This is a genomic window from Gordonia sp. (in: high G+C Gram-positive bacteria) (assembly GCF_047600565.1).
Classification (GTDB): domain Bacteria; phylum Actinomycetota; class Actinomycetes; order Mycobacteriales; family Mycobacteriaceae; genus Gordonia.
On sequence record NZ_JASGKN010000001.1, the window covers coordinates 1541270 to 1563413 of the forward strand.

Sequence of the window (22144 nt, forward strand, 5' to 3'; positions counted from 1 at the left end):
AACCGAGTCGAGGGGTGAACCAGGAATCGCCGCGGGGACTTTCGTCCCTCACTTGCCGCTCATCAGACCCCACTGCTCGAGGCCCTCGTACAGCGGGAAGTCGAGTGCGAGCTTGGCGACGCGGGCACGCAGACCGGCCACATCGGCCCCCTTGCCCTGCACCAGCGCGGTCGCGATGATGTCGGCGACCTCGGCGAACTCGGCGTCACCGAAGCCGCGGGTGGCCAGGGCCGGAGCGCCGATGCGCAGACCCGACGGGGTCATCGGCGGTCGCGGATCGAACGGCACCGCATTGCGGTTCACGGTGATGCCCACGTCGTGCAGGAGGTCCTCACCCTGCTGGCCGTCGAGCTCGGAGTTACGCATGTCGACCAGCACCAGGTGCACGTCGGTGCCACCGGTCAGCGGGGTGATGCCGGCGTCGGCGACGTCCTTGGCGGTGAGCCGCTCGGCCAGGGCCTGCGCACCGGCGATGGTGCGGCGCTGACGCTCGGCGAACTCTTCGGTGCCCGCGATCTTCAGGGCGGCGGCCTTGGCGGCGATGACGTGCATGAGCGGTCCGCCCTGCTGACCCGGGAAGACCGACGAGTTCAGCTTCTTGGCGTACTCCTGCTTGGCCAGGATCAGACCGGAGCGGGGACCGCCGAGCGTCTTGTGCACGGTGGTCGAGACGACGTCGGCGTACTCGACGGGGTTCGGGTGCAGACCCGCGGCCACGAGGCCGGCGAAGTGCGCCATGTCGACCCACAGCTTGGCGCCGACCTCGTCGGCGATCTCGCGGAAGGCCTTGAAGTCGAGGGTGCGCGGGTAAGCGGACCAACCGGCGACGATCACCTTCGGCTTGGAGTCGAGGGCGATCTTGCGCACCTCGTCCATGTCGATCAGGTGATCTTCCTTGCTGACGCCGTAGAAGACGTTCTCGTACAGCTTGCCCGAGAAGTTGAGGCGCATGCCGTGGGTCAGGTGGCCGCCGTGCGCCAGGTCGAGACCCATCAGCGTCTCGCCCGGCTCCATCAGAGTCATCAGGACGGCGGCGTTGGCCTGCGCACCCGAATGCGGCTGCACGTTCGCGAACTCGGCGCCGAACAGCTCCTTGGCGCGGTCGCGGGCGATGTCCTCGACCACGTCGACGTATTCGCAGCCGCCGTAGTAGCGGCGGCCCGGGTAGCCCTCGGCGTACTTGTTGGTCAGGACGCTGCCCTGCGCCTGGAGCACGGCGCGCGGCACGAAGTTCTCCGAGGCGATCATCTCGAGCGTGTCGCGCTGACGCGACAGCTCACCGTTCATGGCGGCGGCCAGATCGGGATCGAGATCGGCCAGGGACTGGGTGAACAGGCTCATGGCAGAGAGTCTAGAGGTCCCGATTCCGGGGCCTGCCGAAGGGCACTGCGCAGCGCCGCAGGCGTGAGCGGTTCGTCCAGCAGACGGCCGAACGTGTCCAGGCGGCTCTCCCCGCGGGCCTCCCACATGTCGAGCCAGGCGCCGAGCAGCTCGTAGCCTTCGACGTAGGTGGAGGTGTAGGCGCGCCACAGCGGCGAGGTGAGGAATCGCAGCATCTGCCGTGCACGATCGGGCGGGGCGAGCAGCCAGCGTTCCAGGAATCCCGCGACGTCGTCGGTGCTGCGGCCTTCGTCGTGGAGCATGAGCGCCGCGTCTTGACGCACGTGCAGGAGTCCGGCGGTGGCCGCCGAGATCGCGGCGGCCCGCTCCGCGTCGAACCGGAGCCCGAAATCGGCGTAGATCTCCGCCGCCCACCACGTCCAGCCGTCCCCCATCGCGGCGGCGAGGGCGTGGTCGGCCAGGCCTTCGGCCATCAGGCACTGCGGGGTGTTGACCAGAAAGATGGAGTGTTCGTCGTAGCCGGCCCCCACCAATCGCTGCTCTTTACGGCAGTGCTCGGTGTGGTGGCCCGGATAGGCCTCGTGGGCGACCAGTCCGGGCAGCACCGACATGTACTGCGGCAGATCGGTGTTGATGGCGACCTTGGAGCGGTAGTCGCCCAGGTAGTAGTTGAACCCGGACCACGGTTTGTCGCCGACGATCTCGAACTCGACGGTCTCGACGGCCGGCAGCGGGAACCGGGCCCGCACGACGTCGCGGAGCGCACCGGAGATCTCGTCGACCAGCGGCCGGATGAGGTCGGTGGGGATCTCGTCGCTGCGGCGATAGGCCTGATAGGCGTCGCGCAGGGCGGCACCGCGGAGGCCGGGGACGCCGAGCGCGTCGGCGAGGCGGGCGTGCGCGTCGGCGTAGACGTCCTCGTCGCCGCGACGGATATGCACATCGAAGTAGGCGGCCACCTCGTCGACGAAGCCGATCTGCTCCCCGGCGAAGGTGCGCGCCGAGCATTCGAGGGCGACCAGGTGGGAGCGGAGGAATTCAGCGCGGTCGGCCCCGCTGATTGAGCCGCCCTGCCCGCTGATTGAGCTTGTCGAAATCCGGCCGATCAACTCTCTGCACCGTCGGGCGAGGTCTTTCGGGTCCGGCGCCGGGGCGTTCTCCACCTCCGCCCGCAGTCCCGGATCGCCGGTGTAGGCGTCGACGAAGCCGGGTTCGAGGCGGTCGAACGCCAGACCGAGCCGCAGGTAGTCGTCGACGATGTCGCTGCTCATGCGAGCCACTCCTGCAGGGTCGTGGCGGTGACGACGTCGGCGTGTTCCGGGATGAGTCGCCCGTCGCGGAGTGCCAGTCCACCGAAGTCGACGGCGATCGGCCCGGGCCGGCCGGCTTGGCGGCGCAGGGCCCGGCCGACGTCGACGAGGTCCATCCGCTCGGGGCCTCGCACCTCGACCGCGCTCGCACCCCGGTGGAGGCGCCCGAGTGCGGTGTCGGCGATGACGGCGGCGCCGTCGGCGGCGGCGAGGGGCGCTGTCACCATGTGCGGCATGACGGCGAGCGGACCGACCGACATGCGGCCGACGAGGGTTTCGGCGAGCTCGAACCATTGCGTGGTGCGCACCATGGTCGCGCGGTCGCCGAGCAGGGTGCGGTACGTCGCCTCCTGGGCCGCCTTTCCCTGGTAGTACCCCATCGTGCGGTTGACGGCCGGATCGGTGGCCTGGCAGATGGACAGGCACACCAGCCGGGCGTCGGTGCCGGCGACGATCCGGCCGATGTTGCCGGCGGCGGTGCCGAAGAAGGCTTTCGCTTTGCGTCCCGACTGGGTGTTGGAGTTGAGGCAGTCGACCACCACGTCGGCACCGGAGAGGGCGGCGGCGAGGCCGTCTCCGGTGACGGCGTCCACGCCGGTGCTGCGCTGCGCCCGCACCACATCAGCGCCCTGGTGTTCGAGCAGTCCGCTGACCAACGACCCCATGGTGCCGCTGGCACCCATCACCGCGATCTTCATGCGTCCCACGGTAGTCAGAACGGTCGCGGCCCGCCGTCTGTGCGCGCCGAGTTCGGGAGGGGTACGACAGGGTTCTTCCAGGAGAGTCCCGTACGCTGCCTGCCATGGCTCGCCACTCCAGCGATCGCGACCCCGGTCTGTATCTCGAACTGGACCGGAGCCAGTGGCGTGACCTCCGTCAGTCCATGCCGATGGTGCTCGATCAGGACGAGTTGTCGCAGCTGGCCGGCCTCGGTGAGCAGATCGACCTCAGTGAGGTCGCCGACGTCTATCTGCCCCTCTCCCGTCTGATCCACCTGCAGGTGGAGGCGCGCCAGCGACTGTTCGCCGCGACGTCGACGTTCCTGGGCGAGCGGCAGCGCAACGAGCAGGTGCCGTTCGTGATCGGTATCGCGGGCAGTGTGGCGGTCGGCAAGTCGACCACGGCGCGCGTGCTGGCGAAGCTGCTCTCGCGGTGGGAGTCGCATCCGAAGGTCGATCTGGTGACCACCGACGGTTTCCTGTATCCGACCGCCGAGCTCGAGCGCCGCGGCCTCATGCATCGCAAGGGGTTTCCGGAGTCGTACGACCGGCGCGCCCTGCTGCGGTTCGTCACCGAGGTGAAGTCGGGCGCTCCCGAGGTGAAGGCCCCGGTCTACGACCACATCACCTACGACATCGTGCCGAACGAGTTCATCACCGTGCGCCAGCCCGACATCCTCATCCTCGAGGGGTTGAACGTGCTGCAGACCGGCCCCCGTTTGACGGTCTCGGACCTGTTCGACTTCTCGATCTACGTGGACGCCAAGACCAGCGATATCGAGAACTGGTACATCTCCAGGTTTCTTCGAATGCGGTCGACGTCGTTCTCCGACCCCCGATCACATTTCCACCACTACGCGGGACTGACCGACGGTCAGGCGCAGGCGGCGGCCAAGGACATCTGGATGTCGATCAACCTGCCGAACCTGGTGGAGAACATCCTGCCGACGCGCCCCCGCGCGAATCTGGTGCTGCGCAAGGACCACGATCATTCGATCAACAAGGTCCGCTTGCGCAAGCTCTGATCCGAGCAGGGGCGCAGGTGACTGAATCGCTCGGGTCAGTCGCCCTCTTCGACGGTCTCGATCAACACCGTAGCCTTGTCGAGCTTCCGGTACGGCTCCGAATCCTGACCGAAGTCAGGGTGACCCGACTGCAAGGCCCGCGGCGTCGACGCCAACCGCCTGGCCTACGGCACCGGTTCGGTCTGGCGCACCGCGGTCAGCACCGTCTACATCTCCGGCTGCACCTTGTCGATGACGATGGCCGCGATCCGATCCTGGGAACCCGACGGTGACAGGGGTGCCGTGTGGGGCGGTGTGGTCGGCGGCGTCGTCGGAGGACTCGCCGTCGGCACCTTCCTCTGGTGGAATGCACGCCGCAAGAACCGGCGCATCGACGACGCGCCCGACGAGGTCTGATCGCGGTGACGCCCGGCCCGGACCGCCCCTGGATTGCCGGGCCGGACCTGGTTCGTCAGGGCCGGCCGAGGTCCTGCTTGGCACTCGTGATGAGTTCCAACGCAGCCTTGAGACAGTCGTAGCATTACCCGTTCGGCCCCCAGAACGGGCTGGGATCCTGCTCCATCCGGTCCATGACCGCCAGCACCTCACGCTGGGCGTACCCCAAGTCCTTGTCGAGCCTTTTCGTCGTCTGCGGATCCAGCACCTTCATCTTGACTCCCCCTTCACCAGCGCCGCCCGAGTGGTCGCGCTCCGCGAAGGTATCGCCAAATCCGTTGTGCTACAACATTTCTCGCCGCCGGAGTGGAGATCAGGGCGGCGATAGAGTCCGCGCTAATCGGCAGCGATGTCCGCGACGATCGCTCCGGTGACCGCCACCAGGTCGCCGGGTGCCACTTCGATCTCCAGGCCGCGCTTCCCGGCACTGACGCAGATCGTGTCCCATTCCAGGGCGGAGGCGTCGACGACGGTCGGCAGCGCGGTCTTCTGCCCCACCGGTGAGACGCCGCCGAGCACGTAGCCGGAGCTGCGGGTGACCGCGGCGGCATCGGCCATCACGGCCTTGGACGCCCCGAGCGCCTTCGCGGCGGCCTTCAGCGACAGTTGCACCGGCACCGGCACCACGGCGACGGCGAGGCGGCCGCTGTCGAGCCGCACCACCAGGGTCTTGAAGATCTGCCCCGGTTGCGCCGCCGCCAGCTCGGCCATCTTCCCGACCGCCTCGGCCCCGAAATCGGTGGACGTCTTGTCATGCTCGTAGCGGTGGACGGTGTGCGCGATGCCGGCGGCCTCGAGCGCGACGACGGCCGGAGTCCCGCCCTTGCCGCCGGCCGGACCGGACGAGGTCCGCTTCGTGCTCACTTGCCGTAGTTGCGGCGGCGGGCACCGAAGTCGCGGAGCGCACGCAGGAAGTCGACGCGCCGGAACTCGGGCCAGTAGGCGTCGGTGAACCACATCTCCGAGTAGGCGCTCTGCCACAGCAGGAACCCGGACAGCCGCTGTTCACCGGAGGTGCGGATCACCAGGTCGGGATCGGGCTGCCCCTTGGTGTAGAGGTTCGCGTCGATGCCGTCGACGGTCACCGCATCGATCAGGTCCTGCGGGGTCGCACCGTCGGCGGCCTTCTCCTTCAACAGCGCCTGGACCGCGTCGACGATCTCCTGGCGACCGCCGTAGCCGACGGCGACGTTCACCGTCATGCCGGTGCGGTTCTCGGTGCGGGCGGCCGCATCGGCCAGACGCTGGGCGACCGCCGCGGGCAGAACGTCGAGGTTGCCGACGATGCGGACTCTCCAGTCGCCGGGGGCGTCGGCGATCTCGTCGACGATGTCCGGGACGATCTCCATCAACGCGTCGAGTTCATCGGAGGCGCGCGCGAGGTTCTCGGTGGAGAGCAGGTAGACGGTCATGGTGCCGATGCCCAGTTCCGAGCACCAACCGACCATGTCGGCGATGCGTTTGGCGCCGACCCGGTGACCGTGTGCGACGTCTTCGAAACCGGCCTCACGCGCCCATCGGCGGTTGCCGTCGCAGATGATCGCGACGTGCTGCGGGACGCGGTCGGGATCCGTGAGCTGAACGAGGCGACGCTCGTACACGCGGTAGACCGGCGCACGCACGCTGTCCGGGATCAGTTTCACAGCTGTGATCTTACGCCGCAGTAGGCAACATCCGTCGAAACCTACGCTACCGTAGGTTCATGACCGAGACGGAGACCAAGCCCCGGCTGCGCGGCGTGATCCACAAGTACTCCGCGTTCATCGCCGCAGCCCTGGGGATCGTGCTGATCGTCGGCACGGCCCGCAACAAAGACGCCCTGTCCGTCGCCGCCGTATGCATCTACGTCGTGGCGATCACCGCACTGTTCACGTCGAGCAGCCTCTACCACCGCATCCACTGGACCACCGTGCGTCAGCGCGTCCGGATGAAGCGGCTCGACCATTCGATGATCTTCATCTTCATCGCCGGCACGTACACGCCGTTCTGCGTGATGGGCCTGCCCTCCCCGACCCGCTGGTGGATCCTGGGCATCGTGTGGACCGGCGCGCTGGCCGGGGTCGTCCTCAAACTGTTGTGGCCCGGTTCGCCGCGCTGGCTCGGGACCACGCTGTACATCCTGCTGGGTTGGGTCATCATCTGGGTGGCACCCACCCTGGTCCGCAACACCGGTGTCGCGGTGCTGGTGCTGCTCGCTCTCGGCGGCGTCCTCTACAGCGTCGGCGGCGTCATCTACGCGATGAAGAAGCCCAACCCGTGGCCCGGCACCTTCGGCCACCACGAGGTGTTCCACGCCTGTACTGCCGTCGCCGCCCTCCTGCACTACATCGCCGTCTGGATTCTGGTCCTGGAGTAGCCGGGAACTTTCCGGCCCGCACGCCCGACTCCTTCTGTGACCCCAGCCCAGAGGAGACGACGACCCGTGAGCCCGACCATGCGTCTGCTGCGCCGCCTGCACTTCTACGCCGGCATCGTCGTCGGCCCGTTCCTGCTGGTGGCAGCGATCACCGGCGGCCTGTATGCGATCGCGCCGACCGCCGAGAAGATGATCTACCGCTCGGAGCTGCACACCGACTCGACCGGGACGCCACGGTCTCTGGCCGACCAGGTGGACGCGGCCCACGCCGTCCACCCGGATCTGCCGGTCGACTCGGTTCTGCCGGCGCCGAAGCCCGGCGACACCACCCGGGTGCTGTTCACCGATCCGTCGCTGCCCGAATCGACGATGCGGGCGGTCTTCGTCGATCCGGCCACACTGCGGATCACCGGTGATCTGCCGGTGTTCGGCAGCAGTTGGTCGCTGCCGATGCGTACCTGGCTCGACGGCCTCCACCGCAACCTGAACCTGGGGGTGCCCGGCCGCTTCTACAGCGAGTTCGCCGCGTCGTGGCTGTGGGTGATCGCCCTGGCCGGTGTCGCCCTCTGGATCTCGGCCTACCGGAAGAAGCGCCGCGCCCGCGGCGAGGCCCGGCTGCTGTCGGTGGACCGATCCACCGACGGACGGTCCCGGTCGATGAACTGGCATGCGGTCACCGGCATGTGGATCGTCGTGGCCCTGCTGTTCCTGTCCGCGACCGGCCTGACCTGGTCGCGATTCGCCGGCGCGCACGTCACCGATCTGCGCTCCGCCCTGGACTGGACACAACCGACCGTCGACGCCTCGCTCACCGATCAGCCCGCCCCGACCGGCGGTGAGCACGCGGGCCACGACATGGCCGGCATGCCGGGGATGAGTGACGACCCGGCACCGCAGGACACGGTCGCCGCACGCGTCGCCCGTGCTGAGCACGTCGACGGTGCGCTCGGGCTCGCCCGCTCCGTCGGCGTCGGGACCGGCTCCGCGGTACAGATCACCGTTCCGGCCGACGACCACACCGGCTACACGGTCAGCGAGGTCCGCGCTCCCTGGCAGTTCTCCCCCGACACCGCGGTGGTCGACCCCGCCGCCGGCCGGGTCGTGTCCGTCGATCATTTCCGGTCGTGGCCCCTCGCCGCGAAGCTCGCGAACTGGGGCATCGCCGTGCACATGGGTGTGCTGTTCGGGATCGCGAACCAGCTGGTTCTGCTGGTGGTGGCGCTGGCACTGGCCGCCATGATCGTGTTCGGCTACCGGATGTGGTGGCAGCGGCGGCCGCGAGGCTCCCGCCGGCCCGGCCGGGCACCGGCCCGCGGAGCACTCCGTGAGCTGCCGTGGCCGGCCGTCGCGGGAATCGCGGTGGTGGCCGTCGGTGTCGGATGGTTCATCCCGCTCCTCGGGTGGCCGCTGCTGGCGTTCCTGGTGTTCGACGTCCTGGTCGCCGGGTGGCAGCGCTTCCGTCCGGGTGGCGAACCCGCCGCCGCCTCGGCGGTGGACCCGGACAGCCCCGAGGACCCGGATCCGGCGGCCGAGCGGGAGCCGGTCGCCGTCTGAGGGGTCAGACCGCGCGCGTGCGCCCATCCGGTCGGTACGCCGACTGCAGGTCGTCGCGGGCCCGAGCGACCCGGGACCGGATGGTGCCGACCGGACAGTCGGCGACCGCGGCCGCTTCGGCGTAGCTGAGCCCGAGGATCTGGGTCAGCACCAGCGCTTCCCGGCGATCGTCGGGGAGCTCATCGAGGAGCATCCGCAGTTCGACGCCGCCTTCGTGACGCGCACCCGCAGCGGGCAGGGCGACGAGGGTCTCGTCGGTGGCCCACACCTCGCGCCGCGGACGTGACATCTCGTAGCGGACATGGTCGGCGACGGTGCGGCGGGCGATCGTCAGCAGCCACGTCGTGGCCGACGAACGACCCTCGAATCGCGCGAGCGACTGGTGGGCGCGCAGATAGGTCTCCTGCGTCAGATCGTCGGCGTGCCGTTCGTCGGACAGGAACCGGATGAAGCGCCATACGTCGGCCTGCGTGGCCTTGATGAAGGCGGTCAGCGCCCGCTCGTCGCCGGCGGCGGCCGCCAGCGCGAGTTCGGTGACCGTGTCACCGTCACGCCTGAAACGCTTCATCACCCGTCCTCGTTCACCGCGGCTCAGGCCGCGGAATCATGATGCACCAGCGTGGGCCGGGCACCCGAATCCGTCGCCGTCGCGCGACTCCGGTCCGGGGTGCGCCGCACCGGGCTCCGGACCGACGCGATCGCGAACAGCAGTCCCAGGAACACCGGCAGATGCGAGACGACGCGTTCAACGGTGACACCGGATTCGATGGCGTCGTGGATGACGTAGGCACCGAGGACGACGGCGAACACGGACAGGACCACCAGCAGCCCGGCGCGCGCCCGGCGCCAGAACGCGCCGGCCAGCATGCAGACGCCGAGTGCCAGACCCCAGGCCGTCGTCTCGTTCATCACGTGCTCGGACATCATCGCTCCGTGATCGTGACCGTGCCCCGCCATCCCGAAGTCGAATCCGGCCATCTGTGCGAGCGCGACCCCGATCTGTGCGACACCGCAGGCCGCCAGTCCACCGGCGACCACCCGATCCCGGACCCGCCCCGACGGCGTCGACCCCTGCCGGAGTGCACGGGTGACCGAACGAGACAGATCGGGGGTGGGCTCGGCGCCGATGGCCCGCAGCGCGGACGCCTGCCGGTCCGCGTGGATGTGCCACGCACAGCACGCCGGACACTGCTCGAGGTGGTCGTCGACCTCGGCGGGTACCACGCCCTCCGCCTCACCGTCGATCCGCGCCGACAACGCCTGCCGGGCGACATCACATCGCATGCCGGGCTCCTCCCTCGGGTCCGCGACCCGTCATCACCACAGTGGTCGGACGACGGGACGGAGAAGTTCCCGTCAGGATGCGGCGAGGGCCGCGAGCACCTCTTCGGTCGCGTCCCAACCCATGCACTTGTCGGTCACCGACTGGCCGTAGACGAGCTCCCGGTGTCGATTCAGCCCGTTCGCTTCGCTCCCGGCGCCGTACTCGATCGACTGTGCGCCCGGGACCAGGAAGCTCTCCAGCATGATGCCGCTGATCCGCGGGTCACGACGCTGCGCCAGCTCGTGAGCGACGCGAACCTGCTGCTCGTGATCCTTACCGGAGTTGGCGTGCGAGCAGTCGATCATCACCTTCGGCGACAGCCCGGCCTTCTCGATGCGCGCCAGTGCGGCGGCGACGGAGTCGTCGTCGTAGTTCGGCCCGGCGGTGCCGCCCCGCAGGATCACATGGCAGTCGCCGTTGCCGGTCGTCTCCACCAGAGCGCCGCGACCGAAGTCGTCGACGCCGAAGAACACGTGCCTGCCGGCCGCGGCGCGGACCCCGTCGACGGCCACCTGCACATTGCCGTCGGTGCCGTTCTTGAAACCGATCGGCATGGACAGGCCCGACGCCAGCTGACGGTGCACCTGCGACTCGGTGGTGCGGGCACCGATCGCACCCCAGGCCACCGCGTCGGCGATGTACTGCGGGCTGGTCGGCTCCAGGAACTCGGTGCCGACCGGCAGCCCCAGATCGATGATGTCGAGCAGCAAGGCCCGCGCCGTACGCAGTCCGCGTTCGACGTCGAACGACCCGTCCATGCCCGGATCGTTGATCAGGCCCTTCCAGCCGACCGTCGTGCGCGGCTTCTCGAAGTAGACGCGCATGACGATCTTGAGGGTGTCGGAGTATTCGGCGGCCAGCGGTGCGAGCCGTCGTGCGTAGTCGAGGGCGGCGACCGGGTCGTGCACCGAGCAGGGCCCGACCACGACGATCAACCGGTCGTCACGGCCGGCGAGGATGTCGGCGATCTCGTCGCGGTCCTTCTGGACGCGAACGGCCCGACGGGCGGTGAGCGGCAGTTCGCTGCGCAGGCTCTCCGGCGACGGGATCGGCGCGAACGACACGACCCGGCGGTCGGAGGTGGCGTCGTCGCGCGCGGGCGTGTTCGTGGTGTCTGCCACGGCGGTCATGGGAGGCCTTTCGGGTGTCTGGCGGTTCGTGGTTCGAGGCCGTCGATCCCGGAGACGCAGGTGCGGTGATGCCCGGAAACGACGAAAGCAGCGACCATGAGGTCACTGCTTCGGCTCCGGGTGTGTGCTGTGCGCAGCGGTCAGCGCTTCATCGCGGCCCCACCCGGAGCCTCGATAAAGCGCCAATAGGTGGCGCGCACGGTGTTGATCACGTCGTCGAGAGTATCAGAGGACGTGACACAATGAAACGGACCGCGATCCGTTTTCGAAAGAGGAACTCCGCATGCCCAAGCTCATGATCGTCGTCGGCAGTGTCCGGGAGGGCCGGATCGGCCCCGTCATCGCCGAATGGGTCCGCAAGACCGCCGAAGCCGACGGCCGCTTCGACATCGACGTCGCCGACCTGGCCGAGATCGATCTGCCGATGATGGACGAGCCGAACCACCCGCGGATGAAGCAGTACACGAAGCCGCACACCATCGCGTGGAGTGAGCGCGTGGAGGCTGCGGACGCGTTCGTTTTCGCGTTCCCCGAATACAACTACAGCTACTCCGGCGCCTTCAAGAACGCGCTGGACTACCTGGTGAGCGAATGGAACCGGAAGCCGGTCGCGCTGGTCAACTGGGGCGGCAACTCGGGCGGCACCCGCGCCCAGACCGCGATCCGTCCGGTACTCGCCGCCCTCGGGCTGGTCGCCACCAAGGGCAGTATCGAGATCAACTTCCCGCAGCAGCAGATCGCCGACGGTGTCTTCACGCCCAACGAGCAGCAGGCATCCGTGGTGCAGCTTCAGCTCGACGAGCTGATCACCCTCGACGAGGCCCTCCACCCGCTGCGCTGAACGCCGGCCTGACGTAGCCTGACTGGCATGTCTCCCGACATCGAACGACTACCCGGCAACCCGCCCTCCCCGTGGGAGGTCGCCTACTCGTTCAGTCGCGTCGTGCAGGCCGGACCCTTCGTGGAAATCGGGGGCACCACGTCGACAGACGCGGACGGCAACGTCATCGGCGACACCCCGTACGCGCAGGCGAAGGAGATCTTCCGGAAGGTTCTCGCCGAGCTTGCTCGCACAGGACTCGGACCGGAATCGGTGACACACACGCACTGCTACGTGACCGACATGTCCCGGTCCGACGAGGTCGGCCGCGCACACGGTGAAGCGTTCGGCGAGGTGCGCCCACTGTTCACGATGGTCGAAGTGTCCGGGCTCATCCACCCGAAGATGACCGTCGAGATCGAACTGCGCGCCTACCGCGGCTGACGCAGAACCTCTGCCAACTCATCAGGGTCGGTGATCGGCAGATCGCAGGTGCGGCCGCGGCAGATGTAGGCGGAGTCGGCCCCGCTCACCGGGCCGCGACCCTCCAGCAGCGGCAGCGCGTCCCGCTCCCCCGCCACGACGACGGCGCCGCCGGGCACGGCCCTGCGCGCGACCGCCTCGAGGGAGTCCTCGTTCTGCGGGTTGAGCCCCTCCCCGTGGTTGAGCCCCTCCCCGTGGTTGAGCCCCTCCCGCTGGTTGAGCCTGTCGAAACCCTCCACTCGGGCGACCGCCACCGCGATCGGACCCGCCAGCCGCGCCTGCGCGACCGACAACCAGTGCCCGGCGCTGCGCGGCGCCTTCTGCACGATCAGACTTCCCCGCGCCAGCGTGACGTCGGCGAGCTCCGCGTACTCCGCCCAACGGTCCTCGGGGGCCAGCGTCGACGCGAACAGCAGGGCTTCGGCCATCAGGGATGCGCCGCCGGGCGTCGCACCGTCGACCGGGTCGCGCGGACGGGTCAGGAGCCCGGCCGATGGCGGCGCGTCGAACCAGGAGCCGGGCGCCTCCGGGTCGGCGAACAGGCCGATCGCCCGGTCGAGCAGGGTGAGTGCGCGGTCGCGCCACACCGGTTCGCCGGTCACCTGGTGCACGGTGAGCAGGGCGGTCACGAAGGCGGCGTGGTCGTCGAGCGCGGCGAGCGGTTCACCCGCCCGGCCGTCGAGGGACACGCGCCGCAACTCGTCCCCGACCAGGTGCACCGACCACAATTCCTCGGCGGTCTCGACGGCGCGGGCCACCCATTGCGGACACCCCAGCCCGGCGCCGGCCTCGGCGAGCGCGGTGACGGTCAGGGCGTTCCAGACGAGCACCACCTTGTCGTCACGGTCGGGCTGAGGACGTCGAGCGCGGGCGTCACGGAGCCGCTCGCGCACCGAGGAGAATCGCGTCGGATCGTCGGGGTCGCGACACAATTGCAGCGTCGACGTGCCGTGCTCGAACGTGCCGTCGGCCGTCACCCCGAACAGTTCCGCCGCCCAGGCGCCGTCCTCGGGCCCCAGCACCTCGGCCAGTTGCTCCGGCGTCCACACGTAGGTGAGGCCCTCCACGCCGTCCGTGTCCGCGTCCAACGACGACGCATAACCCCGTCCGGTCCACAGCCGCCGGTCCAGAAAGTCGACGGTCTCGACGGTGGTCCTTTCGACAAGCTCAAGGAGCGTCTCTTCACTCCTTGAGCCGGTCTGTCCGCTCCTTGAGCCGGTCTGTCCGCTCCTTGAGCTTGTCGAAAGGAGCCTCCACAGGTGCGCGTAGGCCCGCAGAAGCAGGGCGTTGTCGTAGAGCATCTTCTCGAAGTGCGGGATCACCCAGCCGGCGTCCACGGTGTAGCGGGCGAAGCCGCCGTCGAGCTGGTCGTAGATGCCGCCACGCGCCATCGCCTCACACGTGCGCGCAGCGGCCCCGAGCGCGTCCTCGCTCGTGAAGCCTGTCGCCACGCTCGTTGAGCCCGTCACCACGCTCGTTGAGCTTGTCTTCACGCTCGTTGAGCTTGACGAAGCGAGTTCCGCCGCACGGATCAACGCCTCCAGCAGTGCGCTGGGCGGAAACTTGGGGGCCCCGCCGAAACCGGAGGCACGCGGATCCTCGTCGGCCAGGACATCGGCGACGGCGGCCGCCACGAGTGCGGGATCGACGGGCGGACCCGCCGGCACCGGTCCGGCGACCGCCCGCAGATGTTCGGCCACCTGGTCGCCGGTGGCGGTGACCTCGTCGCGCCGGTTCCGCCAGGCGTCGCCGATCGCGTCCAGAAGGTCGCCGAAGCCGGGTGACCCGCCGCGCGCGACCGGCGGGTAGTAGGTGCCGCAGTAGAAGGGCCGGGCGTCGGCGTCGAGGAAGCAGGTCATCGGCCAGCCGCCCTGCCCGGTCATCGCCGTGGTCGCCGCCATGTACACGGCGTCGATGTCGGGGCGTTCTTCCCGATCGACCTTGATGCACACGAAGCCGTCGTTCATCCGGGCGGCGAGGACCGGATTCTCGAACGTCTCGTGCGCCATGACATGACACCAGTGGCAGGCGGCGTAGCCGACCGACAGGAGGATCGGAACGTCCCGCTCCCCGGCCTCCGCGAACGCCTCGTCACACCATTCGAACCAGTGGACCGGGTTGTCCGCATGCTGGCGCAGGTAGGGGCTCGTGGCGGCGTCGAGACGGTTTCGCGTCATGGTCTGGTCGGGCACGAGGAGGGCGCGCGGTTACTTTCCGGCGGAGCCGCGATCCTCGGACTGCTCGGCCAGATCCGGCTCGTCCTCAGCGACGTCGCCGTCGGAGTCGTCGTCGCCGGTCAGGATGGTGCCTTCGTCGAACGCCTGATCCGGCTCCGGATTGTCGGTGTCGAAGCTCTCCGGCAGCTTGCGGAGCTGCTTGTTCATCGACCGGATGAGAAGGAAGACGGCCACCAGCAGCACGATGATGACGAGCAGCCCGATCGGCGAGGCCTTGCCGAACTCGGGACCCTGGGTGTCGTCGGCGAGGAAGGCCACGGCGCCGGCCAGGTTCACTGCATTCATGATTCCTCGATTCCGGCGAACAGATCCGTCTCCGGGATCTTCGTCTGGACACGCGTCTGCGCCAACTCGAACTCCTCGGTCGGCCACAGGCGCTGCTGCCATTCCATCGGAACGGCGAAGAAGAATCCATTCGGGTCGATCTGGGTGGCGTGGGCCCGCAGGGCCTCGTCGCGCTGCGGGAAGTAGTCCCCGCAGGTCACCTGCGTGGTGACGCGCCCCATGATGTCGCCCTGTTCGCGACGCCACTTGGACAGCCATTCGGCGAACGGATTCTCCTGACCGTTCTTCTCGAACTCTTCCGAGAAGCGCAGGATCCGGTCACGGATGAAGCCGTGCGTGTAGTACAGCTTCAGCGGCGTCCACGGTTCCCCGGCGTCGGGGAACCTGTCGGGGTCGCCGGCGGTCTCGAACGCCGCCACCGACACCTCATGGCATTTGATGTGGTCCGGGTGCGGATAGCCGCCGTTCTCGTCGTAGGTGATGATCACGTGCGGTTTGAAGTCGCGAACCACTTCGACGAGCTTCTCGGTGGCCTCGTCGAGCGGCACCAGCGCGAAGCAGCCGTCCGGCAGCGGCGGCAGCGGGTCGCCTTCGGGCAGACCGGAGTCGACGAAGCCGAGCCACGTCTGCTGCACGCCCAGCGCTTTCGCGGCGGCCGCCATCTCATCCTTGCGGATCTCGGCCATGTTCTCTTTGACGCCCGGACGGTCCATCGCCGGGTTGAGGATGTCACCGCGTTCGCCGCCGGTCAGGGTGACGACCATGACGTCGTGCCCTTCGGCGGCGTATTTGGCCAACGTCGCGGCGGCTTTGCTCGACTCGTCGTCGGGGTGCGCGTGCACCGCCATGAGTCGTAGGCGCCCCGTACCAGTGGTCAACGGTTCCTCACCTTCGCTCGGTTTCCCCTCCATGGTAGGTATTGACGCGTGAGCAGTTCGGACCGGGCCACGAACCCGACGCCCCCGCAGAGCGGACCTCGTGCGACGTATCCCACGGAGCAGTCGCCGCAGAGCCGCCGGCGTTGGTTCATCGCCGCATCGATCGGTGTGGTGATCGCCGGCCTCATCGTCGCGTTCCTGGGGTTCCGGTCGTTCGGCGATCCGGACATCTCCGGGTCCGCGACCGGCTACGACGTCATTTCTCCGGACACGATCGCCGTGCAGTACACGGTCAACCGCAAGGATCCCTCGCATGCCGTGGCATGCGTGGTGCGGGGCCGGGCGCAGGACGGTTCGGAGGTGGGCCGGCGTGAGGTGCTGATCCCGGCGAGCCGGGACGTCCAGGTGGGTGCGCGAACCGAGGTGCGCACGTCGCGGGAGGCCGTGATCGGCGAAGTGTTCGGCTGCACGGGTAACGTGCCTGCCTACCTGAAACCGATCGACTGAATCTCAGTCGACTGACCGACTGAGGAGGTCCACGCGATGAGCGAGGAGCCCACGCACTCTGGACAGCCGGGCGATGACAGCCCGGCGCCCCACCCCGAAACGACCATTGCGTCCCCTGTGGACCCGCGCGCGTCGAAGGCCGTCTTCGCGACCGTCTCCGCGCCCTACTATTCGATCCTGACCGCAGTCTTCGTCGGGATCATGCTGATCAGCAACATCACCGCCACCAAGGGCGTCGGCTTGTTCGGCGGCTGGCTGGTGACCGACGGCGCCTTCTTCCTGTTTCCGCTGAGCTATGTGATCGGCGACGTGATCAGCGAGGTGTACGGCTTCAAGGCGATGCGCCGCACCATTCTGACCGGCTTCGGCATCCTGATCCTGGCGTCGCTGGCGTTCACCGTCGCGATCGCGTTGCCCCCGCTCGACGGCTACGACAACCAGGAGGCGCTCAAGTCGGTGATCGGCGCCGTGCCGCAGCTGGTGGCGGCGAGCCTGGCCGGCTATCTGGCGGGCGAGTTCCTGAACTCGTATGTGCTGGTGAAGATGAAGGCGCGCACCGGCGAGAAGAAGCTGTGGGCGCGTCTGATCGGTTCGACGGTCGCCGGCGAGTTCGTCGACACCCTGGTGTTCTGTTCGATCGCCGCCACGGTGATCGGCGTGAACACGTGGGGCGGCTTCGTCTCGTATGTGGTGGTCGGATTCGTCTGGAAGACGCTGATCGAGATCGTCGTCATGCCGGTGACCTATGCCGTGGTGGCACGGTTGAAGAAGGCCGAACCGTCGTATGTGGAGGCGTTGGCCCGGCAGTAGCGGGCCGCGCGGTGCCGGGGACGCGACGATTGTCGTGTGCGCCGGAACACAACGACTGGTAACCTGGTGGCGCACGACCCCGCGAGGGGTCGTGCTGCTGCATTTGCAGCACTTGATGAAATACGCAGTCCAACGGCGGACAGCAAAGGAGATCCACAATGACCGATACGAACGTGACCTGGTTGACTCCCGAGTCGGCGCAGCGTCTCAAGTCGGAGCTGGATTCGCTCATCGCGAACCGCGAGGTCATTGCCGCGGAGATCAATGAGCGCCGCGAAGAGGGCGACCTCAAGGAGAACGGCGGCTACCACGCTGCACGCGAGGAGCAGGGCCAGCAGGAGGCGCGTATCCGCCAGCTGCAGGATCTGCTGAACAACGCGCACATCGGCGAGGCCCCCACCCAGTCGGGTGTGGCGCTGCCGGGTTCGGTCGTGACCGTGTACTTCGGCGACGACAAGAAGGACACCGAGACCTTCTTGATCGCGACCCGCGAGGAGAGCGTCGCCACCGATATCGAGGTCTACTCCCCCAGTTCGCCGATCGGTTCGGCGATCATCGACGCGAAGGTCGGCGAGACTCGCGCCTACAAGGCGCCGAACGGCAGCGAGATCACCGTGACCCTGGTGTCGGCGGAGCCGTACAAGCACTGACGTCGGAGACGTTCTGACCGAGACCGGGCCGCGTTCGACGCGGCCCGGTCTTCGTCATTTCGGGTCGTGCGGGTCGTCCTGCTCTGAGCCGAACAGGTCTTGGATCTCCTTCTCGACCATGGAGATCGCGAACCGTGTCTTCTGCTCGCTGCAGTGCGGCGACACCGGCGCGTCCGCGTCCGGCAGCAGATGGAACGGCGACACATTCAACGCGAACGCCAGCTGGTACAGCGTCGACAGCGTGGGATCGGTGACGGTTCCGTGGTTGCCGGCCGCGCGTTCGAGGTTCGATATCTCGTTGCGGTGCAATCCGCTGAGCTCGGACACCTGCTCCTGCGTGAGCTGACGGGCCCTCCGAATGGCGGCCAGCCGATGCCCGAAAGAACGCGCATAGGTCTCCCACTCGAGGGGACCCCGTTCTCTGGTCGGCACTCATCCAATCTGTCGCGCGCACACCATAATGTCCGCACACCAGGGTGTGCATTTGTCGGCGACGGCTCAGCGAGGCATCCGACCGATCGTCGCCCGAGTGAACTCGATGGCCCTCTGACAGATCTCATCGACCGGAGGATGCGACCGCCCCTGCGCAGAAGACACTGTCACGACGCCGGCGTTAGAAGACTGCACATATGTTGTGCACTCTTCCATTTCAGCGTTGGAGGTCAGCCCGACTGGTCGGCCATCTAGCTCCTCATCTGATGACCAGCGATCGCCCCGGTACTTTCGCTTGTAGTCGGCCAATCCGCTTGAATTGATAACGATCTGCGATACCGCCCAACTGTCTTGTGGATTCGCTGACAGCCATTCACACCCGCGCATCGACTGACCAGGGGTGCCGGCAGCATCTTTGACGGAAGCGGGCGCGATGCCGAGTTGAAGGAGTTCGCGGCTACTCAGAGCCACACACGGCTCATACGTCGTGCCGTCGCTTCTATCGTTGACCCGGTTCGACGGCGCACTGAATGGTAGTTCCGCTTCGCGCGAGCTCCAGGCACGCCTATCTGTTTCCTCACGCCCAGCACATGAATTCAACAACGCCGCCGTTAGGCCTATTACGACGAGAATGCTGGACACCCGCAGCTCAACCACTGTTGCCCTCATCCGCTTGCCGATACGCGACCGCGGCCGCCGAACAGCCTTCAGCCATTCCATATGCGGACTCAGCCGCCAACTTGGTCGAGCCGCGCCAGCTCTCCAAGCCACGGCACAGACACTCGAACAGCTCAACACCCTCAACGCAGTCGACTCCGAAGTAGTTTCCACGGAGAACCCGCGTTGCCGCCCTGACGAGCCCTTCGAGCTCACGCGCCGCGTCATCCGCGATCTGTGCGCGGTGTTCCCATTCTTCGGCGACCGAGACCACTCGTGGTGCCATGCGTCCTCCCTCGTCGGCTACGGGGCGTGGCGAGGACCGGCACCCCCGAACCGATCCTCACCACGTCTCCCCCCATACGGCGTTTCCGCCATCCCCCGAGTGGCAGATTCCGTCCGTATGCCTGTTTAGACGCATGCGGGGCCCGTTTGGTTCCATCGGAATCGACGGCGTGTCCCGGGGACTCCTTTCGACAAGCTCAAGGAGCGGTCGGACAGCTCACGAAGCGAGCGGAGAACTCACGGAACGGGCTCACGGAGCGGGAGCAGGCAGGCGGCTCCTTTCGACAGGCTCAAGGAGCGAGTAGGAGCGTGAAGAGGGGTCGGTCAGCCGAGTGCCTGCTCGACGTCGGCGATCAGGTCGTCGGCGTCTTCGATACCCACCGAGAGGCGGACCAGGTCGTCCGGGACCTCCAGAAGCGAACCCGCAGTGGAGGCGTGGGTCATGGCGCCCGGGTGCTCGATCAGCGACTCGATGCCGCCCAACGACTCGGCGAGCGTGAAGATCTCGGTCTTGGCGCAGAAGTCGAGTGCCGCCTGCTTGCCGCCGGCCAGGCGCACCGAGATCATGCCGCCGAAGCGACGCATCTGCTTCTCGGCCGCCGCATGGCCCGGATGCGACGCCAGCCCCGGATACAGCACCGAATCGATCTTGGGATGCTTCGACAGGACGTCGACCAGTTTCTCGGCGTTGTCGCAGTGCCGTTCCATGCGGACCGCGAGCGTCTTGATACCGCGCAAGGTCAGGAAGGCGTCGAACGGGCCCGGCACAGCGCCGGCGCCGTTCTGGAGGAAGGCGATGTCGGCGTCGAGCTGCTCGTCGTTCGTGACCAGGCCACCGCCCACCACATCCGAATGCCCGCCCAGATACTTGGTGGTCGAATGCAGCACGACGTCCGCACCCAGCGACAACGGCTGCTGCAGGTACGGGGTGGCGAAGGTGTTGTCGACGACCAGCTTCGCGCCGCCGGCGTGGGCCACCTCGGCGAGGGCGGCGATGTCGCCGACGTTGAGCAGCGGATTGGTGGGACTCTCGATCCACACCAGCTTCGTCTTGTCGGTCATCGCGGCACGCACCGCGTCGACGTCGACGACCGGCGCCACCGAATACGTGATGCCCCACTGGCTGAACACCTTGTCGATCAACCGGAACGTGCCGCCGTAGGCGTCGTTCGGGATCACCAGATGATCACCGGGGCGCAGCGCCGCCCGCAGCATGGCGTCGGTCGCGGCCATACCCGAGGAGAAGCCCCGCCCGTAGGCGCCGCCCTCGATCGACGCGAGGTTCGCCTCCAGAACCCGTCGCGTCGGATTGCCGGTGCGCGAGTATTCGAAGCCGTCGCGCATGCCGCCGACGCCGTCCTGCGCGAACGTCGAGCTCGCGTAGATCGGCACGTTCACCGCGCCGGTCCGGCCGTCCGGGTCCCAGCCCGCGTGGATGGCCTTGGTCGAGAATCCCTGGTCGGTCACTTGTCGTCCTCCTTGCGGGTCGCGATCGGATGGGTGCTGGCAAAGGCGAGCAGGTCGTGGCGGGTCAGGACGCCGATCGGTTTGCCGTCCTCGACCACCATCACCGCATCGGATTCGCTGAGCGCCTCCATCGCCTGCGACACCGGTTCCCCGGAGCCGATCAGCGGGAACGCCGTACCCATGTGCGACGACACCGGGTCGGCCAGCGTGGCACGACCCTCGAAGACCGCGCTCAGCAGTTCGCGTTCGGTCACCGCACCGGCGATCTCACCGGCCATGATGGGCGGCTCGGCGTCGACCACCGGCATCTGGGAGACGCCGTACTCGCGCAGGATCTCGATCGCGTCGCGCAGCGTCTCCTGCGGATGGGTGTGCACCAGGTTGGGCAGCTCGCCGCCCTTGCCACGCAGCACCTCCCCGACCGTCGATTCGGGCTGCTCGCCGTCGAGCGGGGTGCGCAGGAAGCCGTAGCTGCTCATCCAGTCGTCGTTGAAGATCTTGCCCAGGTAGCCGCGGCCGCCGTCCGGCAACAGCACCACCACCAGCGAGTCCGGGCCTTCCCGCTCGGCGACCTGCAGGGCCGCGACCACCGCCATGCCGCACGAGCCGCCCACCAGCAGGCCTTCCTCGCGGGACAGGCGACGGGTCATCTCGAACGAGTCGGCGTCGGAGACCGCGATGATCTCGTCCGGCACGGTCGGGTCGTAGGCGTCCGGCCAGAAGTCTTCGCCGACGCCCTCGACCAGGTACGGCCGCCCGGAACCACCCGAATACACCGAGCCTTCCGGGTCCACACCGATCACCTTCACCCGACCGTCGGACGCCTCCTTGAGGTAGCGCCCGGTGCCGGTGATGGTGCCTCCGGTGCCGACGCCGGCGACGAAGTGCGTGACCTTGCCGTCGGTGTCCTGCCAGATCTCCGGACCGGTGGTCTCGTAGTGGCTGAGCGGGCCATTCGGGTTCACGTACTGGTTGGGCTTCCAGGCGCCCGGAATCTCCTTGGCGAGGCGGTCGGAGACGTTGTAGTAGCTGTCCGGATGCTCGGGCGGCACCGCGGTCGGGCACACGACCACCTGCGCGCCATACGCGCGCAGCACGTTCCGCTTGTCCTCGGAGACCTTGTCCGGGCACACGAACACGCACTTGTAGCCGCGCTGCTGCGCGACGAGCGCCAGACCGACGCCGGTGTTGCCGGAGGTGGGCTCGACGATGGTGCCGCCGGGCTGCAGTTCGCCCGACTGTTCAGCGGCGTCGATCATCCGGGTGGCGATGCGGTCCTTGGAGCTGCCGCCCGGATTCAGGTATTCGAGCTTGGCGGCGACCACCCCGGAGCCGGGCCGGGTCACCTTGTTCAGCTTGACCAACGGGGTGTTTCCGACCAGGTCGACGACGTGATTGGCGATGCGCATGTCCTCTATCGTCCCATCCGGCCCGGCCGG

Annotated in this window: 25 protein-coding genes; 9 read left to right on the plus strand and 16 right to left on the minus strand. The window is 68.0% G+C overall.

The genetic code is table 11. From position 1 onward, the window contains the following. Positions 1-48 precede the first annotated feature (48 nt). The 3 genes from glyA to QM774_RS07550 are packed head-to-tail and all read right to left on the minus strand — an operon-like array spanning position 49 to position 3349. Positions 49-1341, minus strand: a complete 1293-nt coding sequence (gene glyA, locus QM774_RS07540) for a serine hydroxymethyltransferase (protein ID WP_414975293.1) — start codon at positions 1339-1341, stop codon at positions 49-51. Next, positions 1338-2612 (minus strand): DUF885 domain-containing protein, encoded by a 1275-nt coding sequence (locus tag QM774_RS07545; RefSeq protein WP_414975294.1) that lies wholly within the window; start codon positions 2610-2612, stop codon positions 1338-1340. Before QM774_RS07545 ends, glyA begins: the two co-directional genes overlap by 4 nt. Continuing rightward, complete coding sequence (locus QM774_RS07550; RefSeq protein WP_414975295.1) at positions 2609-3349, minus strand: SDR family oxidoreductase; 741 nt, start codon at positions 3347-3349, stop codon at positions 2609-2611. The genes QM774_RS07545 and QM774_RS07550 overlap by 4 nt, the downstream gene beginning before the upstream one ends. A gap of 104 nt (positions 3350-3453) precedes the next feature. On the opposite strand from QM774_RS07550, the gene coaA reads away from it, so the two are divergent. Both coaA and QM774_RS07560 read left to right on the plus strand, forming a co-directional pair. Continuing rightward, positions 3454-4395 (plus strand): type I pantothenate kinase, encoded by a 942-nt coding sequence (coaA, locus tag QM774_RS07555; RefSeq protein ID WP_414975296.1) that lies wholly within the window; start codon positions 3454-3456, stop codon positions 4393-4395. A 237-nt stretch (positions 4396-4632) separates the two neighbouring features. Then, positions 4633-4791 carry a hypothetical protein gene (locus QM774_RS07560; protein ID WP_414975297.1) on the plus strand — a complete coding sequence of 53 codons (159 nt, stop codon included), beginning with the start codon at positions 4633-4635 and terminating at the stop codon, positions 4789-4791. A gap of 124 nt (positions 4792-4915) precedes the next feature. Here the strand turns inward: QM774_RS07560 and QM774_RS07565 are convergent, their stop codons facing one another. The 3 genes from QM774_RS07565 to QM774_RS07575 form a co-directional block, all read right to left on the minus strand. Next, complete coding sequence (locus tag QM774_RS07565; RefSeq protein ID WP_414975298.1) at positions 4916-5044, minus strand: hypothetical protein; 129 nt, start codon at positions 5042-5044, stop codon at positions 4916-4918. A 122-nt stretch (positions 5045-5166) separates the two neighbouring features. After that, positions 5167-5694 carry a Cys-tRNA(Pro) deacylase gene (gene ybaK / locus QM774_RS07570; protein WP_414975299.1) on the minus strand — a complete coding sequence of 176 codons (528 nt, stop codon included), beginning with the start codon at positions 5692-5694 and terminating at the stop codon, positions 5167-5169. Further along, positions 5691-6473, minus strand: a complete 783-nt coding sequence (locus QM774_RS07575; RefSeq protein ID WP_414975300.1) for an isoprenyl transferase — start codon at positions 6471-6473, stop codon at positions 5691-5693. Before QM774_RS07575 ends, ybaK begins: the two co-directional genes overlap by 4 nt. A gap of 59 nt (positions 6474-6532) precedes the next feature. Here QM774_RS07575 and trhA point away from each other — a divergent pair, with 59 nt between their 5' ends. Together trhA and QM774_RS07585 are read left to right on the plus strand one after the other, a co-directional pair. Continuing rightward, positions 6533-7186: a PAQR family membrane homeostasis protein TrhA gene (gene trhA / locus QM774_RS07580; RefSeq protein ID WP_414975301.1), complete on the plus strand. Its 654-nt coding sequence runs from the start codon at positions 6533-6535 to the stop codon at positions 7184-7186. A gap of 66 nt (positions 7187-7252) precedes the next feature. Next, on the plus strand, positions 7253-8740 hold the full coding sequence (locus tag QM774_RS07585; protein ID WP_414975302.1) for a PepSY-associated TM helix domain-containing protein: 1488 nt from the start codon (positions 7253-7255) through the stop codon (positions 8738-8740). Between the two features lie 4 nt (positions 8741-8744). On the opposite strand, the gene QM774_RS07590 is transcribed toward QM774_RS07585, so the two are convergent. From QM774_RS07590 to QM774_RS07600, 3 genes are all read right to left on the minus strand, one after another. Next, positions 8745-9308 (minus strand): sigma-70 family RNA polymerase sigma factor, encoded by a 564-nt coding sequence (locus QM774_RS07590; protein WP_414975303.1) that lies wholly within the window; start codon positions 9306-9308, stop codon positions 8745-8747. A 23-nt stretch (positions 9309-9331) separates the two neighbouring features. Further along, the gene (locus QM774_RS07595) at positions 9332-10024 is read right to left on the minus strand and encodes a zf-HC2 domain-containing protein (protein ID WP_414975304.1); all 693 of its coding nucleotides are present in this window, start codon (positions 10022-10024) and stop codon (positions 9332-9334) included. Positions 10025-10096: 72 nt separating this feature from the next. Further along, on the minus strand, positions 10097-11194 hold the full coding sequence (locus QM774_RS07600; protein WP_414975305.1) for a 3-deoxy-7-phosphoheptulonate synthase: 1098 nt from the start codon (positions 11192-11194) through the stop codon (positions 10097-10099). Between the two features lie 283 nt (positions 11195-11477). Here QM774_RS07600 and QM774_RS07605 point away from each other — a divergent pair, with 283 nt between their 5' ends. Both QM774_RS07605 and QM774_RS07610 read left to right on the plus strand, forming a co-directional pair. Beyond that, the gene (locus tag QM774_RS07605) at positions 11478-12035 is read left to right on the plus strand and encodes an NADPH-dependent FMN reductase (protein WP_414975306.1); all 558 of its coding nucleotides are present in this window, start codon (positions 11478-11480) and stop codon (positions 12033-12035) included. 27 nt (positions 12036-12062) lie between these two features. Further along, a complete protein-coding gene (locus tag QM774_RS07610) occupies positions 12063-12458 on the plus strand; it encodes a Rid family hydrolase (RefSeq protein WP_414975307.1) in 396 nt (131 codons plus the stop codon). On the opposite strand, the gene QM774_RS07615 is transcribed toward QM774_RS07610, so the two are convergent. The 3 genes from QM774_RS07615 to mca are packed head-to-tail and all read right to left on the minus strand — an operon-like array spanning position 12446 to position 15867. Then, positions 12446-14674, minus strand: a complete 2229-nt coding sequence (locus QM774_RS07615) for a thioredoxin domain-containing protein (protein WP_414975308.1) — start codon at positions 14672-14674, stop codon at positions 12446-12448. The genes QM774_RS07610 and QM774_RS07615 overlap by 13 nt on opposite strands. 30 nt (positions 14675-14704) lie before the next feature. After that, positions 14705-15019 (minus strand): hypothetical protein, encoded by a 315-nt coding sequence (locus QM774_RS07620; protein ID WP_414975309.1) that lies wholly within the window; start codon positions 15017-15019, stop codon positions 14705-14707. Next, positions 15016-15867: a mycothiol conjugate amidase Mca gene (mca, locus tag QM774_RS07625; protein WP_414976614.1), complete on the minus strand. Its 852-nt coding sequence runs from the start codon at positions 15865-15867 to the stop codon at positions 15016-15018. The genes QM774_RS07620 and mca overlap by 4 nt, the downstream gene beginning before the upstream one ends. A gap of 78 nt (positions 15868-15945) precedes the next feature. Here mca and QM774_RS07630 point away from each other — a divergent pair, with 78 nt between their 5' ends. The 3 genes from QM774_RS07630 (at position 15946) to greA (ending at position 17864) form a co-directional block, all read left to right on the plus strand. Beyond that, entirely contained in the window at positions 15946-16404 is a 459-nt protein-coding gene (locus QM774_RS07630; protein ID WP_414975310.1) for a DUF4307 domain-containing protein, read from the plus strand. A gap of 36 nt (positions 16405-16440) precedes the next feature. Beyond that, positions 16441-17214, plus strand: a complete 774-nt coding sequence (locus QM774_RS07635; RefSeq protein WP_414975311.1) for a queuosine precursor transporter — start codon at positions 16441-16443, stop codon at positions 17212-17214. 158 nt (positions 17215-17372) lie between these two features. Further along, positions 17373-17864 carry a transcription elongation factor GreA gene (greA, locus tag QM774_RS07640; RefSeq protein ID WP_414975312.1) on the plus strand — a complete coding sequence of 164 codons (492 nt, stop codon included), beginning with the start codon at positions 17373-17375 and terminating at the stop codon, positions 17862-17864. A gap of 54 nt (positions 17865-17918) precedes the next feature. On the opposite strand, the gene QM774_RS07645 is transcribed toward greA, so the two are convergent. The 4 genes from QM774_RS07645 to QM774_RS07660 form a co-directional block, all read right to left on the minus strand. Continuing rightward, a complete protein-coding gene (locus QM774_RS07645) occupies positions 17919-18296 on the minus strand; it encodes a helix-turn-helix domain-containing protein (RefSeq protein WP_414975313.1) in 378 nt (125 codons plus the stop codon). A gap of 66 nt (positions 18297-18362) precedes the next feature. Further along, a complete protein-coding gene (locus tag QM774_RS07650) occupies positions 18363-19181 on the minus strand; it encodes a DUF3558 family protein (protein ID WP_414975314.1) in 819 nt (272 codons plus the stop codon). 381 nt (positions 19182-19562) lie between these two features. After that, positions 19563-20705: a cystathionine gamma-synthase gene (locus QM774_RS07655; protein ID WP_414975315.1), complete on the minus strand. Its 1143-nt coding sequence runs from the start codon at positions 20703-20705 to the stop codon at positions 19563-19565. Continuing rightward, positions 20702-22114 (minus strand): cystathionine beta-synthase, encoded by a 1413-nt coding sequence (locus QM774_RS07660; RefSeq protein ID WP_414975316.1) that lies wholly within the window; start codon positions 22112-22114, stop codon positions 20702-20704. Before QM774_RS07660 ends, QM774_RS07655 begins: the two co-directional genes overlap by 4 nt. Between the last annotated feature and the right edge of the window lie 30 nt (positions 22115-22144).

Coding starts and splice junctions, on each gene's coding strand:
- QM774_RS07660 (WP_414975316.1), bottom strand. CDS start 22,114: ATGCGCATCGCCAATCACGTCGTCGACCTGGTCGGAAACACCCCGTTG.
- QM774_RS07590 (WP_414975303.1), bottom strand. CDS start 9,308: ATGAAGCGTTTCAGGCGTGACGGTGACACGGTCACCGAACTCGCGCTG.
- QM774_RS07595 (WP_414975304.1), bottom strand. CDS start 10,024: ATGCGATGTGATGTCGCCCGGCAGGCGTTGTCGGCGCGGATCGACGGT.
- QM774_RS07615 (WP_414975308.1), bottom strand. CDS start 14,674: ATGACGCGAAACCGTCTCGACGCCGCCACGAGCCCCTACCTGCGCCAG.
- QM774_RS07620 (WP_414975309.1), bottom strand. CDS start 15,019: ATGAATGCAGTGAACCTGGCCGGCGCCGTGGCCTTCCTCGCCGACGAC.
- QM774_RS07605 (WP_414975306.1), top strand. CDS start 11,478: ATGCCCAAGCTCATGATCGTCGTCGGCAGTGTCCGGGAGGGCCGGATC.
- QM774_RS07545 (WP_414975294.1), bottom strand. CDS start 2,612: ATGAGCAGCGACATCGTCGACGACTACCTGCGGCTCGGTCTGGCGTTC.
- mca (WP_414976614.1), bottom strand. CDS start 15,867: ATGGCGGTGCACGCGCACCCCGACGACGAGTCGAGCAAAGCCGCCGCG.
- QM774_RS07550 (WP_414975295.1), bottom strand. CDS start 3,349: ATGAAGATCGCGGTGATGGGTGCCAGCGGCACCATGGGGTCGTTGGTC.
- QM774_RS07635 (WP_414975311.1), top strand. CDS start 16,441: ATGAGCGAGGAGCCCACGCACTCTGGACAGCCGGGCGATGACAGCCCG.
- QM774_RS07650 (WP_414975314.1), bottom strand. CDS start 19,181: ATGACGCGGCGCGTGAGCTCGAAGGGCTCGTCAGGGCGGCAACGCGGG.
- QM774_RS07600 (WP_414975305.1), bottom strand. CDS start 11,194: ATGACCGCCGTGGCAGACACCACGAACACGCCCGCGCGCGACGACGCC.
- trhA (WP_414975301.1), top strand. CDS start 6,533: ATGACCGAGACGGAGACCAAGCCCCGGCTGCGCGGCGTGATCCACAAG.
- QM774_RS07565 (WP_414975298.1), bottom strand. CDS start 5,044: ATGAAGGTGCTGGATCCGCAGACGACGAAAAGGCTCGACAAGGACTTG.
- QM774_RS07610 (WP_414975307.1), top strand. CDS start 12,063: ATGTCTCCCGACATCGAACGACTACCCGGCAACCCGCCCTCCCCGTGG.
- coaA (WP_414975296.1), top strand. CDS start 3,454: ATGGCTCGCCACTCCAGCGATCGCGACCCCGGTCTGTATCTCGAACTG.
- QM774_RS07560 (WP_414975297.1), top strand. CDS start 4,633: ATGGCCGCGATCCGATCCTGGGAACCCGACGGTGACAGGGGTGCCGTG.
- glyA (WP_414975293.1), bottom strand. CDS start 1,341: ATGAGCCTGTTCACCCAGTCCCTGGCCGATCTCGATCCCGATCTGGCC.
- greA (WP_414975312.1), top strand. CDS start 17,373: ATGACCGATACGAACGTGACCTGGTTGACTCCCGAGTCGGCGCAGCGT.